Annotated in this window: 11 protein-coding genes; 7 read left to right on the top strand and 4 right to left on the bottom strand. The window is 71.2% G+C overall.

Annotated elements, in window-relative coordinates:
* Nucleotide 1: 1 nt before the first annotated feature.
* Together hemG and hemE are read right to left on the bottom strand one after the other, a co-directional pair.
* Nucleotides 2–1,420 carry a protoporphyrinogen oxidase gene (hemG, locus tag OO71_RS21320; protein ID WP_033291606.1) on the bottom strand — a complete coding sequence of 473 codons (1,419 nt, stop codon included), beginning with the start codon at nt 1,418–1,420 and terminating at the stop codon, nt 2–4.
* A complete protein-coding gene (gene hemE / locus OO71_RS21315; protein WP_156096455.1) occupies nt 1,417–2,502 on the bottom strand; it encodes a uroporphyrinogen decarboxylase in 1,086 nt (361 codons plus the stop codon). Before hemE ends, hemG begins: the two co-directional genes overlap by 4 nt.
* A 495-nt stretch (nt 2,503–2,997) precedes the next feature.
* On the opposite strand from hemE, the gene OO71_RS21310 reads away from it, so the two are divergent.
* From OO71_RS21310 to OO71_RS21290, 5 genes are all read left to right on the top strand, one after another.
* Nucleotides 2,998–3,561, top strand: coding sequence for a DUF3000 domain-containing protein (locus OO71_RS21310; protein WP_033291605.1), 564 nt, complete (start codon nt 2,998–3,000; stop codon nt 3,559–3,561).
* Between the two features lie 664 nt (nt 3,562–4,225).
* Nucleotides 4,226–4,942 (top strand): response regulator transcription factor, encoded by a 717-nt coding sequence (locus OO71_RS21305; protein ID WP_033291604.1) that lies wholly within the window; start codon nt 4,226–4,228, stop codon nt 4,940–4,942.
* A 71-nt stretch (nt 4,943–5,013) separates the two neighbouring features.
* A complete protein-coding gene (locus OO71_RS21300) occupies nt 5,014–6,273 on the top strand; it encodes a ribonuclease D (RefSeq protein ID WP_051791795.1) in 1,260 nt (419 codons plus the stop codon).
* 131 nt (nt 6,274–6,404) lie between these two features.
* A complete protein-coding gene (locus OO71_RS21295) occupies nt 6,405–7,166 on the top strand; it encodes an oxidoreductase (RefSeq protein ID WP_033291603.1) in 762 nt (253 codons plus the stop codon).
* 22 nt (nt 7,167–7,188) lie between these two features.
* Nucleotides 7,189–7,932: an SDR family oxidoreductase gene (locus tag OO71_RS21290; RefSeq protein WP_033291602.1), complete on the top strand. Its 744-nt coding sequence runs from the start codon at nt 7,189–7,191 to the stop codon at nt 7,930–7,932.
* Here OO71_RS21290 and OO71_RS46545 read toward each other — a convergent pair.
* Nucleotides 7,919–8,821, bottom strand: a complete 903-nt coding sequence (locus OO71_RS46545) for a LysR family transcriptional regulator (RefSeq protein ID WP_051791793.1) — start codon at nt 8,819–8,821, stop codon at nt 7,919–7,921. The two genes, OO71_RS21290 and OO71_RS46545, sit on opposite strands and share 14 nt — an antisense overlap.
* 357 nt (nt 8,822–9,178) lie before the next feature.
* Nucleotides 9,179–10,255, bottom strand: coding sequence for a tetratricopeptide repeat protein (locus tag OO71_RS21280; RefSeq protein ID WP_033291601.1), 1,077 nt, complete (start codon nt 10,253–10,255; stop codon nt 9,179–9,181).
* Nucleotides 10,256–10,459: 204 nt separating this feature from the next.
* On the opposite strand from OO71_RS21280, the gene OO71_RS21275 reads away from it, so the two are divergent.
* Together OO71_RS21275 and OO71_RS21270 are read left to right on the top strand one after the other, a co-directional pair.
* Nucleotides 10,460–11,650 (top strand): thiolase family protein, encoded by a 1,191-nt coding sequence (locus tag OO71_RS21275; protein ID WP_033291600.1) that lies wholly within the window; start codon nt 10,460–10,462, stop codon nt 11,648–11,650.
* Complete coding sequence (locus tag OO71_RS21270; protein ID WP_033291599.1) at nt 11,650–13,761, top strand: 3-hydroxyacyl-CoA dehydrogenase NAD-binding domain-containing protein; 2,112 nt, start codon at nt 11,650–11,652, stop codon at nt 13,759–13,761. Before OO71_RS21275 ends, OO71_RS21270 begins: the two co-directional genes overlap by 1 nt.
* Nucleotides 13,762–13,787: the final 26 nt, after the last annotated feature.

Raw genomic sequence — 13,787 nt, 5'->3', positions numbered from 1 at the left:
ATCACATCGTGAGCTGCGCGGCGATGCGCCGGGCGGCGGCGTCGGCGGTGGCCACGCACGCGGGCAGCCCGACGCCGTGCAACGTCGCGCCCGCCACGGCCAGCCCGGGCACGTCCGCGACCGCGGCCTCGATCCGCGCGACCCGCTCGAGGTGCCCGGCGCCGTACTGCGGCAGGCCGCCGCCCCAGCGCGTGACCAGGGTGTCGATGGGCGTCGCGGTGACGCCGGCGAGCCGCGCGAGATCGTCACGGACCGCGAGGACCAGCGCGTCGTCGTCCCCGTTCAGGGCACCGGGCTCACGGAACCGGCCGACGGAACCCCGCACCAGCACCGGACCGTGGTTCCGTCGGCCGCCGTAGTGCGCCCATTTGTTCGACGAAAACGTGAACGCCTTGGCCGCGTACAGCACGCCTTCCGCATCCCGCTCCCCCGCGCCGATGAGGATTCCGGATGCCTCGGGCAGTTCGGTACCCGGCGGCAACGCGAGCGCGACGACGGCCATCGACGCCAGCTCGACCTCACCGAACGCGACCGACGCCGCCGGGGCCACTCCATCGAGAAGCTTTCGCGCGGCGGGCGCGGGAACGGCGAGGACGACCGCGTCGACCCCGATCGGGCTGTCCGCAGGCGCGTGCGCCGGGGCAGCCGCACCGATGTCGAGCCGCCAGCCGGTGGTGGTCCGGGTGAGCGAACGGACCGTGGCCGACGTACGCAGCCGCGCGCCGGACAGGTCCAGCAATCGCTGCAGAAGTCCTTGCAGGCCACCGGCGAGCGTGCCGAACACCGGTGTGGTGCCGGGTGTTTTGGGCAGCAGCGACGACGCCGCCTCGGTGAGCGAACCTGCTCCCGCCGCGACCGCATCGGCCAGCCCAGGCATCGTCGCACGGAGACCGAGCCCGTCCGCACCGCCCGCGTAGACGCCGCCCAGCAGCGGGTCGACCAGCCGGTCCACGAGCTCGTCGCCGAATCGCGCACGCAGCAAGGGCCCGAGCGGCACATCTGCTTCACCCAGCTCGACCGGCCCGAGCGAACGTTCCTTCTCGACCGCACGGCGGCCGTCGTCGGACAGCACTCCGGCGACGGTGTCCGCCGACCCCGGCACGCCCATCACGGTTCCCGGCGGCAGCCCCTGCACGGACCCGCCCGCGTGGATCTTCGCGCGCGCCTTCGTGGGGTGGACAAGCCGATCCGCGAGCCCGACTTCCGCCACCAGATCGAGCATTTCGGGCCGCCGCGCGAGGAACGCTTCGGCACCGACGTCGTAACCGACCCCGCCGACCTCGGCCGTGCGCAGTTTCCCGCCGATCGCGGGTGTGCTCTCGAAAACCGTGATCTCCACCCGGTCGCCGAGCAGCCTGCGCAGCCGATACGCCGTGGTAAGCCCGGAAATCCCGCCGCCGACGACGGCGACCTGCTTCACAGGGAGTGCACCAGCTCGACTACGCGAGTGAGCACCTCCGGATCCACCCCCGGCAGCACGCCATGGCCGAGGTTGAAGACGTGCCCGCGAGCGGCGCGGCCCTCCTCGACGATCCTCCGTACCTCCGCCTCCAGCACCGGCCACGACGCGTGCAGCAGCGCCGGGTCGAGGTTGCCCTGCACCACGACCGGATCGACGTCACCGCCGAGCCGCTGCACCGCCACGTCGAGAGGCACCCGCCAGTCGACGCCCACGACGTCCGCGCCCGCCTCGCGCATCGCGCCCAGCAGCTCGCCGGTGCCGACGCCGAAGTGGATGCGTGGCACGTCGTACCCCGCTGCAGCCGCGAGCACGCGGGCCGAATGTGGCAGCACGAACTCGCGGTAGTCGCGCTCGGACAGCGCGCCGGCCCAGGAGTCGAACAGCTGGACCGCGTCGGCACCCGCGTCGAGCTGGGCGCGCAGGAAGGTGGCGGCGATGTCGGCGAGCCGCGCGGCGAGGGCGTGCCACAACTCGGGCTCGGAGTGCATGAGGGCTTTGGTGTGCTCGTGGTTGCGGCTGGGCCCGCCCTCGATGAGGTAGCTGGCCAGCGTGAACGGCGCCCCGGCGAACCCGATCAGCGGCGTGTCGCCGAGCCGCTCGACCAGCAGCCCGACGCCCTCGGCCACCTTGCCGACCTGCTCGGGCGCCAGCTCCGGCAACGCCCGCACGGCAGCCGCGTCGCGGATCGGCTCGGCCAACACCGGCCCGGTACCGGGCACGATGTCGATGTCGACCCCGGCCGCCTTGAGCGGGACGACGATGTCGCTGAAGAGGATCGCCGCATCGACGCCGTGCCGCCGGACCGGCTGCAGGGTGATCTCGGCGAGCATCTCCGGGTCGAAGCACGCATCGAGCATCGGCACGCCCTCGCGCAGCGCGCGGTACTCCGGCAGCGAACGCCCGGCCTGGCGCATGAACCACACCGGCACGTGCGCAGGCCGCTCCCCGCGCGCGGCCGCGAGAAACGGCGAACCGGGCAGACTGCGACGGGACCGGACGAGCGAAGCTGACGCTGACGAAACCTGAGGCACGAACCCCATGGTCCCACGCGGGTCCGACACTCCCGGCCGCAGACCCCGCCCCACCACCTCCGCCCCACCTCCGGGCCACCCACCTCCGCCCTGCCCCCGCCGGGCCCCACCGCCGGGCCCCACCTCCGGGCCACCCACTTCCGCCCTGCCCCCGCCGGGCCCCACCTCCGGGCCACCCACTTCCGCCCTGCCCCCGCCGGGACTCTTGCCGCAAGGAATGACCCCAATGCCACATTCGCTGCATCCCACGCACCCAATGTGGCGTTCGCTGCGTCAGATGCACCCAACGCCACATTGGGGCGATCCCCACGCACCCAATGTGGCGCTCGTTGCGTCCAGCGCACCCAATGCCACATTGGGGCGATCCCAGCGCAACCAACCCGGCATCCGGGACGTCTGAAAAACCGGCCCCGGGAGCCGGGGCGCCAGCGTGCGGCCGCCTGCTTCACGCACCCTCGGCGCGCCTGCGTCCGCAACCGGGCGTTGCCGCCCTACAGTCTTTGCGTGACCGCGATGACGCCAGTGCCCGATCTCTTCCGCGAAGCCGTCGCGGCGCTGCAAGCCGTCCGGCCGCGTCCGGAGATCCGGCTGGAGACGATGCGCGCGCCGCAGCGGCTCGCGCCGTGGTCGTATGCGCTGAGCTGCGAGGTTTCCGGTCCGGCGGACGTCATGGCGTCCGGCAGGCTGGTGCTCCTGCACGACCCGGACGGCCAGGAAGGCTGGGAAGGCGTCCTGCGGCTGGTCATGTACGTGCGCGCGGAGCTCGACCGCGAGCTCGCCACCGACCCGTTCCTGCCCGCCGTCGGCTGGTCGTGGCTCACCGACGCGCTCGAGGCGTCCGGCGCCGCGTGGAAGGCGCTCGGCGGCACGGTCACCGAGACGTCCTCGGCCCGCTTCGGCGACATCGCCGGACCGGCCCGCACCGACGACCTCGAACTGCGCGCCTCCTGGACCCCCACCGACGGCGCGCTGGGCCCGCACGGGCTCGCGTTCTGCCAGGTGATGGCGAGCGTCGTGGGCCTGCCGCCGGTGGGCGTCACGCTGTTCGAGCAGCGCCAGAGCTCCTGATTTCCCCAAGTTCACCCGGACGGGCAGCCCGTCCGGGGCCCCTGCACGCGCACCTTTCCGCCGCCACGCCGTTTCCGGACCCGTGTCCGCCCGCGGCGCACCCCTTCGCGGCGGTGCGGCCGTCGTCCGTCCATCCTGGACCGCGCATACCGTTGCACCGGATGCTGCCCGTTCGTGGCCGGTCGTGATCACAGGCAGTCAACCCCAGGTCACCGCCCCGGACCGGTTCCGGACCCCGCGCACCGGCCGCCACCGGCGGCCCCGCACACTGGGACCCGAACTCGCTCAAATGTGAAAGAAAGTGATCTTGCCCCGGCCGGGGGGCATTTCCGGACCCGAGCGGGCGGCCCGGTAGCCGGAGCCCGGCAGCACCCGCAGGTGCACGGACCATCTGCACGCCCGTTTTCGAGGCGGTAACTCAGGTGCATCGCGGTAGCACCGCCAGTCGTTAACACGTGGCCGATCGTTAGTCCGATCGTGTTACAACGACCTCACTGAGTGACGAACTGTTTCGGATAGATACCCATTCGATCCCCCCGCAACCGCGCCGGGGCGGCTACAGTGCCTGGGACGACACCACTTTCGGTCTAAAGCTGGCGCGGCTGAACGGCCGAAGGTCCCGGTGCCGGTCGGGGGGCACGACCGACTCCAGGGAGGTAGTGACGTGGCTACCGTCGGCTTATCTCAGGCCGTCCGATCCACGCCAGCCGGTGCTTTGCCGGCGAGCATGGTTCCGCACCCGCGGGAAGAGCTGTTTTCCGTGTTGGTGGTCGATGACCACCCGCTGTTGAGGGAGGCAATCGCAGCAAGACTCGCACAGATGGGTGCGGGTACCGTTCACGAAGCCGCCACGGTGGCCGAGGCGAGGGCGCGAGCACAGGCCACCGGCCCGTGCGACCTGGCGATCCTCGATCTCGGACTGCCCGACGGCAGCGGCATCGAGCTCGTCACCGAGCTCCGCAGTCATGGCTGGCCGCGCGTAGTGGTCCTGGCATCTTCCGACGACCCGTACGCGGTGCGCTCCGCGTTCCAGGCCGGTGCTCAGGCTTACCTGCTCAAGTCGGCTTCGCCCGTGGTCGTCACCGACGGCGTGCGCCGGGTCCTCGAGGGCGGCGTGTACGCCGACCCGAGTGTGGCCCCGGTCCTCGCCACCGGTACACGGGTGGCGGGCACCGACAACACCCCGCGCGAGCTTTCCGCGCGCGAGGTCGAGGTGCTGCAGCTCGTCGCCGACGGGCAGTCGAACAAAGAGATCGGGGAGGAGCTTTCCCTCTCCGCGCTCACCGTCAAGTCCCACCTGTCCCGCATCGGGCGCAAGCTCGGTACGGGCGACCGGGCACAGATGGTCGCGCTGGCGATGCGAGCCGGCGTGATCCGCTGACGACGACCGACCACGACCCTGCGGGACGGGCGGACCAGGCGCGGTCCGCCCGTCCCGTAGGGTCGTCGGACATGGGAACTGCACAGGCGGACGGAGCCCGGACCGGAGAGGCCACCACCGAGGACTCCGGAACGCCGCCGCCGGTGCTGCTCCGCGAACCCGCGGAGGGCACGCCACCGGTGGTGGCCGACCCCGCCGCTCTCGCCGAGGCCTGCGCGCGGCTCGCCGCCGGCACCGGCGCCGTGGCCGTCGACACCGAACGGGCGTCCGGCTACCGCTACTGGCCCAAGGCCTACCTCGTCCAGCTGCGCCGCGAAGGTTCCGGCACCGTGCTGGTCGACCCGATCGCCCTGGACGGCGACCTCGCCCTGCTGCGCGAGGTCCTCAACGACACCGAGTGGGTGCTGCACGCGGCCTCGCAGGACCTGCCCTGCCTCGCCGAACTGGACCTGCATCCGCGGTCGCTCTTCGACACCGAACTGGCCGGACGGCTGACCGGGTACGAACGCGTCGCGCTGGGCACGCTCGTCGAGCTGCTGCTCGGGTACACCCTCGAGAAGGGGCACAGCGCCGCGGACTGGTCGAAGCGGCCACTGCCGGTCGACTGGCTCAACTACGCCGCCCTCGACGTCGAACTGCTCAACGAACTGCGCGAGAAGCTCGAAGCCGAACTCGCCGCACAGGGCAAGCTGGAGTGGGCGCAGCAGGAGTTCGAAGCCGTCCGCACCGCGCCGCCGCCTGCGCCGCGCGCCGAACCGTGGCGCCGGACGTCCGGGGTGCACAAGGTCCGCAGCCCGCGTGGCCTCGCCGCGGTGCGCGAGATGTGGCAGGCCCGCGACGAGCTGGCCCGCAAACGCGACCGCGCCCCGAGCCGCATCCTGCCCGACAGCGCGATCATCAACGCCGTCACGGCCGACCCGAAGACGGTCGAGGAGCTGCAGGCGCTGCCGGTGTTCAGCGGGCGCGTGCAACGCAAGTACACGGCCAGCTGGCTGAGACATCTGCAGGCGGCGAAAACGCTGCCCGCGAGCGAACTGCCGAGCCCGAGCCAGCCGAACGACGGTCCCCCTCCGGTCAACCGCTGGGCCGACAAGGACCCCGACGCCGCCGCCCGCCTCGCCGCCGCCCGCACCGCACTGGCCGCGATCGCCGAGGACCGCCGGCTGCCGGTCGAAAACCTCCTGCTGCCCGACCTGCTCCGCCGCACCTGCTGGCGCCCGCCGGCCGGGGAGTCGGTGGCGGAAACGCTGCGAGCCGGTGGCGCGCGGCCGTGGCAGGTGGAGCTCACCGTGCGCGCGCTGACCGAGGCATTGCAGGTCACGGCCGCCTGAAACCCCGCCATAGGACTTCCCTATGGCGTTCCCGCACCTTTTCGTCTTTGCTTCTCGCGCTTTTCCGAAAGTACGGTTGAAGAGTTCGGCACGCGATTCTTCTTCTGTATCAAAGCGAGAGGACCAGTGGTATGACCACGACCGAAAATGGCGCGGAAAAGCGTGCACTCACCGGAAAGCGGGCATTGGTCACCGGCGGTTCGCGCGGAATCGGCGCGGCCATTGTCCGGCAATTCCTGAAGGCGGGCGCGGAGGTGCTCACCACCGCCCGGTCCGCGGAGAGCAAGGCGCCGGACGGAGCGTCGTTCGTGCAGGCCGACGTGCGGACCCTGGCCGGTGCGGAGGCGGTCGCCGCGGCTGCCCAGGAGGTGCTCGGCGGGGTGGACATCGTGGTCCACAACGCGGGCGGAGCGCGGCCGCACCAGGGCAGTGCGACCATCCCGGACGACGAATGGCTGGACGCGCTCAACCTGAACCTCCTGTCGTCGGTGCGCCTGGATGCGTTGCTGACCCCGGGAATGGCGCAGCAGGGCTCGGGGGCGATCGTGCACGTTTCGTCCGCCGCGGTACCCACGCCGGTCTCGGCGTTCCTGCACTACACGGCCGCGAAGGCGGCGCTGGAGAACTACAGCCGGGGGCTGGCGCTGGAGCTGGCGCCGTCCGGCATCCGGGTCAACACGGTGTCCCCCGGCCGCACCGCGACGCCGGGCGGCGAAGCGACGCGGGAGCTGTGGGCGCAGGTCCACGGCGACGCGGCAGCGCCCGCCGTACCGCTCGGCCGCGACGGAGCGCCGGACGACATTGCCGATGCGGTGCTTTTTCTCGTATCCGGAAAAGCGCAATGGCTGACCGGCAGCAGTCTTGTCGTCGACGGTGGCGAATTCCACCGCTGACGAAAACGATCGGGAGCAAAGAATGAATGCATATCGCGGTAAGAATGCAGTGATCACCGGCGGCAGCAGCGGTATGGGATTGGCGATGGCCCAGCTGCTGGTGGACGGTGGCGGACGCGTGGCCATCACCGGCCGTTCCCAGGCCACTCTCGACGCCGCCGTCGAGCAGCTCGGCGAGAACGCGGTGGGTGTACGCGGCGATGTTGCTTCGCTGTCCGATCTGGAGGCCCTGGCTGACCGGGTGAAGGGCGAGTTCGGGACGGTCGAGGCGCTGTTCGTCAATGCCGGAGCCGCCCGCACCGCACCGCTCGAATCGGTGACCGAGGAGCTGTACGACGAGCTGTTCGCGGTCAACACGAAGGGCGCCTTCTTCACCGTGCAGAAGCTCGCGCCGCTGCTGAGCGACGGCGCCGGGGTGGTGCTGACGACGTCGGTCGCGAATGTCCGCGGCATGCCGACGGCGAGTGTTTACGCGGCAGGCAAGGCAGCGGTGCGCTCGCTGGCCCGGAACCTCGCGAGTGAGCTGCTGCCGCGCGGAATCCGGGTGAACGCGATCAGCCCGGGTCCGGTCGACACCGGAATCCTGGCCAGTGGGATGTCCGAGGAGGAAGCCGAGCAGTTCAAGGCGGACCGGGCGGCGGAGAACCCGATGCGGCGGTTCGGCACCCCCGCCGAGGTCGCGCGGGCAGCGGTCTTCCTTGCCTTCGACGCCACCTACACGACCGGCGCCGAACTGGCCGTGGACGGCGGGTTCACCCAGCTTTGAGCTCGATTTCCGCGGTGGAGTCCCACTTTTCCTGCCGCAGGAAATCGAGCAGCGCCGCCTCCACGCGGCCGGCCCCTGGCCGGACCGCGGCGACGACGGACTGAGCCACCACCGGGAACACCCGCCGTGTGAGGTGCTCGTGGCCCGGCGGCACCGCGGACGCCGGAACGAGCGTCACTCCCAGACCGTGCGCGGCCCAGCGCACGGCCGTCGCGGTCTGGGACACGCGGGCGACCGTGGTGGGGGAAAGCCCGTTGTCCTGCACCACTTTCTCGAGGACGCCGTCGAGGGCGCTGCCGCGGTCGAACCTGATCCACGGCTCGCGGGCCAGCTCGCTCAGCTGCACGCGCTCGGCGGCGAGCTGCCGGTGCCCGGCGCCGAGCACCACGACGAACTCCTCGTCGCCGAGGTGGTGCCCGTCGTAGAGGCCTTCCTCGCAAGGCCCGTCCATGAGGGCGACGTCGAGGGCGCCGCGGCGGGCCAGCCGCTCCATTTCGACCGGGTCCGGCTCCTCGAAAACGGTGACCTCGAGCCGCGGGAACCGGCGGCGCAACGCCGCGAGCGCACCCGGCAGCTGCCGCGTGCCAAGCCCCATCTGCACCGCCACGACGAGCTCCCCCACCAGCTCGTCGGCCCCGGCCCGCGCCGTGGCCCGTGCGCGCCGCGCCGCCCGCACGGCAACCTCGGCATCCTGGAGAAACGCGCGACCGACGACGGTGGGCACCAGCCCGGCCGGGGTGCGGGCGAACAAGGTCACGCCGAGTTCGCGCTCCAGCGCCCGGATCTGCTGCGACACCGACGGCTGGGCAACGTGCAACCGCTCGGCCGCCGCGGTGACGGAGCCCGCCTCGGCGACCGCCAGTGCGTACTCGAACTGCCGAAGGCTCATCGGGCCCCTTCGCATGGGTGTAATGAGGTAATCAGGGGCCATGGTACCGGGATTCTGCAGAGTCACGGTCGGCCCGGCTCCAGCAGGAGCGCCGTGGCCCAAGCTTCCCGCACCCACGCGCCGGGCCGACGCACCACCAGTTCACGCAATGGCGGAATAGCCGCCGGGTCCCTGCCTCCGCGCGTCTCCTCGAACAGCTCCGCCGCGCGTTCCAAGATCGGGATCGCCTCCGGCGGGCGGCCCCGCGCCACCTGACCGCGGGCCGGATTCCCCCACGGGGCAAGGGTGTTCGGCGCCCGCGGGCCGAGCGTGGCGTGAACCGCCGGGACGAGGTCGGTGGCTGGCCGATCCCGTGGTTCAGTCCTTCTTCAGCCACCCCGCCGCTTCGACGGTATCCGGATGCTCCGGCCCGAACACCTCCTCGAACCCGGCCACCACAGCGGCCAGCTCACGGTCTGCGTTCCGGCCGCGCTCCCTGGCCACCCGGGCGGACGTCGCGCGGACGCCCAGCGTGATCGGATGCAGGTCCGGGAGCCCGCGGGATTCCAGGAGTTCGCCGGTCAGCTGCTCGGCCTCGTCCAGCTGGCCGCTTTCCAGGTACGCCCGCGCCAGTTCCGCCGCCAGGCCCCAGGTCCGCGGCGATCCCGGGCCGTGTGCGGCGACCAGCTGCCGATACAGCTCGGCCGCCTCCGCCGGTTCGCCCGCATGCCGCAGCACCGAGGCGAGCGCTTCGACCGAGTCCGCCGTCGGACGGCGTTCGACGAGCAGCCTCGCCGCGGTGCGGACTCCGTTCGCCCGTCCGCTTTCCGCCTTGATGAGCAACGAAACCGCGCGGGCCGCGTCGCGTTCCTCCGCGCTGTGCAGGTCCGCCGACAGCTCGTCGTGCAGCTCCTCGGCCTGTTTGAACCGGCCCAGCGTCCGCAGCACTGCCACCATGCGGTGCCCGGCTGCCACGGTCTGCTCGTGCCCGGGACCGAACCGGTGCTCGCAGGCTGCCCGGTGCCGGTCGAGCACGTCCAGCGCGCCGTCGTAATCCCCGGCCAGTGACAGCATTTCCGCCAGCATCACCTGTACCTGCAGGGTGGCCGGGTCGTCGGCCCCGATGGCGTCCTCGTAAACCTCCACAGTGGACTCCAGCAGGTGCACGCCGTCGTCCACCCGGCCCTGCGCCGCCTGCGCGACGGCCAGGTTCGCCCACGCGCCGAGCGTGCCCGGGTCCCGATCACCGGCGACGCGCAGCTGGGCGTCGGCGAGTTCGGTGTAGTGCTCCTCGGCGGCAGGCCAATCGGCGGTTTCGACCAGCAGCAAGCCCAGCCGGTGCCGTAATTGCAGGCTTTGCGGGCTGTCCGGGTCGCCGGATTTCGCGAGTGCCTTGCGCAGCCGCGCCATCTCGGCCGCCTGTTTGCGCGCCGGGTTCGCCCGGAAAAGCCCCATTGCCGTCCCCCATCCGGTTGGTCCTTCCCGGCCAGTGTGCCGTACGCCACGCGCCCCGGGAGTGTGCCGTCCCCCACTCGACCGGGCCACACCCCTGGTTACCCGCGGGTAACAAGGGCTACCCTGCGGGCAGGAAATCTGTCGACCTCAGGAGCATTCGTGGCCGGACCAGCTACGCCGCCGCTCGCGCCCAGTGCGCGAGGCGTGCGCAACGTCGTCTTCGTGGAAGGGGTGCGCACTCCCTTCGGCAAGGCGGGCGACAAGGGCATCTACGCCGGGACCCGCGCGGACGACCTCGTCGTCAACGCCATCCGCGAGCTGCTGCGGCGGCATCCCGGACTGCCTGCCGAGCGGGTGGACGAGGTGGCGATCGCCGCGACCACGCAGATCGGCGACCAGGGCCTCACCATCGGCCGCACCGCCGCGCTGCTGGCCGGGCTGCCGAAGTCGGTACCCGGTTTCGCGATCGACCGGATGTGCGCGGGTGCGATGACCGCGGTCACCACCACCGCGAGCGGCATCGGTTTCGGCGCGTACGACATCGCCATCGCGGGCGGCGTCGAGCACATGGGCCGCCATCCGATGGGCGAGGGCGTCGACCCGAACCCGCGGATCATCGCGGACAAGCTCGTCGACCCGACTGCGCTCGTGATGGGCCAGACCGCGGAGAACCTGCACGACCGCTTCCCGGAAATCACCAAGGAGCGCACCGACGCGTATGCCGCGCGCAGCCAGGAGCGGTACGCCGAGGCGGTGAAGACCGGCAAGATCGGCCCGGAGCTGGTCCCGGTGGCAACGCGGTCACCCGAGCTCGGCTGGGGTCTCGCCACCGAGGACGAGCCGCCGCGGCCGGGGACCACCGTCGAGCAGCTGGCGAAACTGAAGACGCCGTTCCGCCCGCACGGCCGGATCACCGCGGGCAACGCGGCCGGCCTCAACGACGGGGCCACGGCAGCGCTCCTCGCCGACGAGGACACCGCGCGCGAGCTGGGCCTGCCGGTCGCGATGCGGCTGGTCGGGTACGCGTTCGCGGGCGTCGAGCCGGAGGTGATGGGCATCGGGCCGGTACCGGCCACCGAGAAACTGTTCAAACGCACCGGACTTTCCGTCGACGACATCGGGTTGTTCGAGATCAACGAGGCCTTTGCGGTACAGGTGCTCGCCTTCCTCGACCACTTCGGCATCTCGCAGGACGACCCGCGGGTGAACCAGTGGGGCGGCGCGATCGCGTGCGGGCATCCGCTGGCCTCGTCCGGCGTACGGCTGATGACACAGCTCGCGCGCCAGTTCGCCGAGCGGCCGGACGTGCGTTACGGCATGACGACGATGTGCATCGGTATCGGTATGGGCGGCACCGTGATCTGGGAAAACCCGGCGTTCGAGGGGGCGAAGTAATGACTTTCACCGAAGCAGCGGCGAAGGCCGCGTTCCCGGACGAGGTGGTGACCAACGCGGTCACGAACCTGGTCAAGGTCCCCGGTCTCGACAAGCCGGTCGCCCTGATCACTTTGGACAACGGACACGACCACACGCGGCCGAACACCTTCGGCCCGCAAGGTCTCGTATCGCTCAATGCCGCGCTCGACAAGGCGTTCGCCGCCGAACCGGCCGCGATCGCGGTCATCGGCAAGCCGTTCATTTTCGCGGTCGGCGCGGACCTGTCCGGCGTCGAGGCGGTGAGCGACCCGCAGCTGGCGCGGGAGATCGCGCAGACCGGACACGACGTTTTCCGCCGTCTCACCGAATCGAAGATCCCGACGTTCGGGTTCATCAACGGCGCGGTGATGGGCGGCGGGCTCGAGCTCGCGCTGTCCTGCCATTACCGGACGCTGTCGGAGAACACCGCGGCCATCGCGTTCCCCGAGGTCTTCCTGGGCCTCTTCCCCGGCTGGGGCGGCACGCAGCTGCTGCCGAACCTGATCGGCCCGGACGCCGCGGTCACCGTGATCGTCGAGAACGCGTTGGCGCAGAACAAGATGCTGAACGTGCGCCAGGCCGCCGAGCTCGGGATCGTCGACGAGGTCTTCGGTTCGGCGGACTACCTGGAGCAGTCGCTGCGGTGGCTGTCCAAAGTGGTCCGTGGCGAAATCACCCCGGCGCGGCGCGAGATCGATCGCGGAGCGGAGTGGGACGCCGCCATCGCGCGCGCCAAGTCCATTGTGGACGGCCGGACGCACGGCGCGTCCCCGGGTGCCACGAAGGCGGTCGAGCTGCTGGACCTGGCGCGGTCCAATGATCTCGACCGCGGTTACGCGGCGGAGACCGACGGGCTCGCCGAGCTGCTGATGTCGGACGTGCTGCGGGCCGGGCTGTACTCGTTCAACCTGGTCAACAAGCGGGCCAAGCGACCGGCCGGAGCGCCGGACAAGTCGTTGGCGCGCAAGGTGAACAAGGTCGGCATCGTCGGCGCCGGGCTGATGGCGAGCCAGCTGGCGCTGCTGTTCGTCCGCCGGCTGAAGGTGCCGGTGGTGCTCACGGACGTCGACCAGGACCGGATCGACAAGGGCGTGGGCTACGTCCACGACGAGATCGACAAGCTGCTGGCGCGCAACCGCGTGTCCCCGGACGGCGCGAACCGGCTGAAGGCGCTGGTCACCGGGTCGCTCGACAAGGCCGCCTTCGCCGACGCGGACTTCGTGATCGAGGCCGTGTTCGAGGAGCTCGGCGTGAAGCAGCAGGTGTTCGCGGAGCTGGAGCAGCACGTGTCGCCGGAGACGATCCTGGCGACGAACACGTCGTCGCTGTCGATCACCGCGATGGCGGCGAAGCTGCAGCACCCGGAGCGCGTGGTCGGGTTCCACTTCTTCAACCCGGTCGCGGTGCTGCCGCTGCTGGAGATCGTGCGCGGCGAGAAGACCGACGACGCCGCGCTGGCGACGGCGTTCGCGGTGGGCAAGCAGCTGAAGAAGTCGAGCGTGCTGGTGAAGGACGCCACGGCGTTCGTCGTGAACCGGCTGCTGCTGCGGTTCCTCGGCGAGGTGCTGGTGGCCGTCGACGAGGGCACGCCGTTCGAGGTGGCCGACTCGGCGCTCGAACCGCTCGGCCTGCCGATGTCGCCGCTGAACCTGATGCAGCTCGTCGGACCCGCAATTGCCTTGCACGTAGGCGAAACACTGCACGGCTCGTTCCCGGACCGCTTCACCGTGAGCGAGAACCTGGACAAGTTCGTGAAGGCAGGCAAGAAGGGCGTGTGGACCTGGGACGCGACGGGCACCCCGTCGGTCGACCCGGAGGTCGCCGCTTTGTGGACCCAGGGCGCCCGGCCGTCCACCGCCGAGCAGGTCCGGGACCGCGCGCTGGACGCCATCGCCGGGGAGATCCGGATCATGCTGGACGAGGGCGTGGTCGCGGAAGCACAGGACATCGACCTGTGCCTGATCCTGGGCGCCGGATGGCCGTTCTGGCTGGGTGGCATCACGCCGTACCTGGACCGGGCAGGCGTGTCGGAACGGGTGAACGGGAAGCCGTTCCTCTCGCCGGGCGTGGCTTCGGTTCCGGTGGCTTGAGTGATCGGGGCGGCCTGGTCACCAGG

It is taken from the genome of Amycolatopsis jejuensis, from assembly GCF_000717335.1.
GTDB lineage: Bacteria > Actinomycetota > Actinomycetes > Mycobacteriales > Pseudonocardiaceae > Amycolatopsis > Amycolatopsis jejuensis.
The sequence above is the reverse complement of the archived record's forward strand: the minus strand, read 5'-3'. Positions and strand labels throughout refer to the sequence as shown.

What these genes read in the sequence shown, in the direction of transcription:
- hemE (WP_156096455.1), bottom strand. Translation starts at nt 2,502, where the DNA reads ATGGGGTTCGTGCCTCAGGTTTCGTCAGCGTCAGCTTCGCTCGTCCGG.
- OO71_RS21300 (WP_051791795.1), top strand. Translation starts at nt 5,014, where the DNA reads ATGGGAACTGCACAGGCGGACGGAGCCCGGACCGGAGAGGCCACCACC.
- OO71_RS21295 (WP_033291603.1), top strand. Translation starts at nt 6,405, where the DNA reads ATGACCACGACCGAAAATGGCGCGGAAAAGCGTGCACTCACCGGAAAG.
- OO71_RS21290 (WP_033291602.1), top strand. Translation starts at nt 7,189, where the DNA reads ATGAATGCATATCGCGGTAAGAATGCAGTGATCACCGGCGGCAGCAGC.
- OO71_RS46545 (WP_051791793.1), bottom strand. Translation starts at nt 8,821, where the DNA reads ATGAGCCTTCGGCAGTTCGAGTACGCACTGGCGGTCGCCGAGGCGGGC.
- OO71_RS21280 (WP_033291601.1), bottom strand. Translation starts at nt 10,255, where the DNA reads ATGGGGCTTTTCCGGGCGAACCCGGCGCGCAAACAGGCGGCCGAGATG.
- OO71_RS21270 (WP_033291599.1), top strand. Translation starts at nt 11,650, where the DNA reads ATGACTTTCACCGAAGCAGCGGCGAAGGCCGCGTTCCCGGACGAGGTG.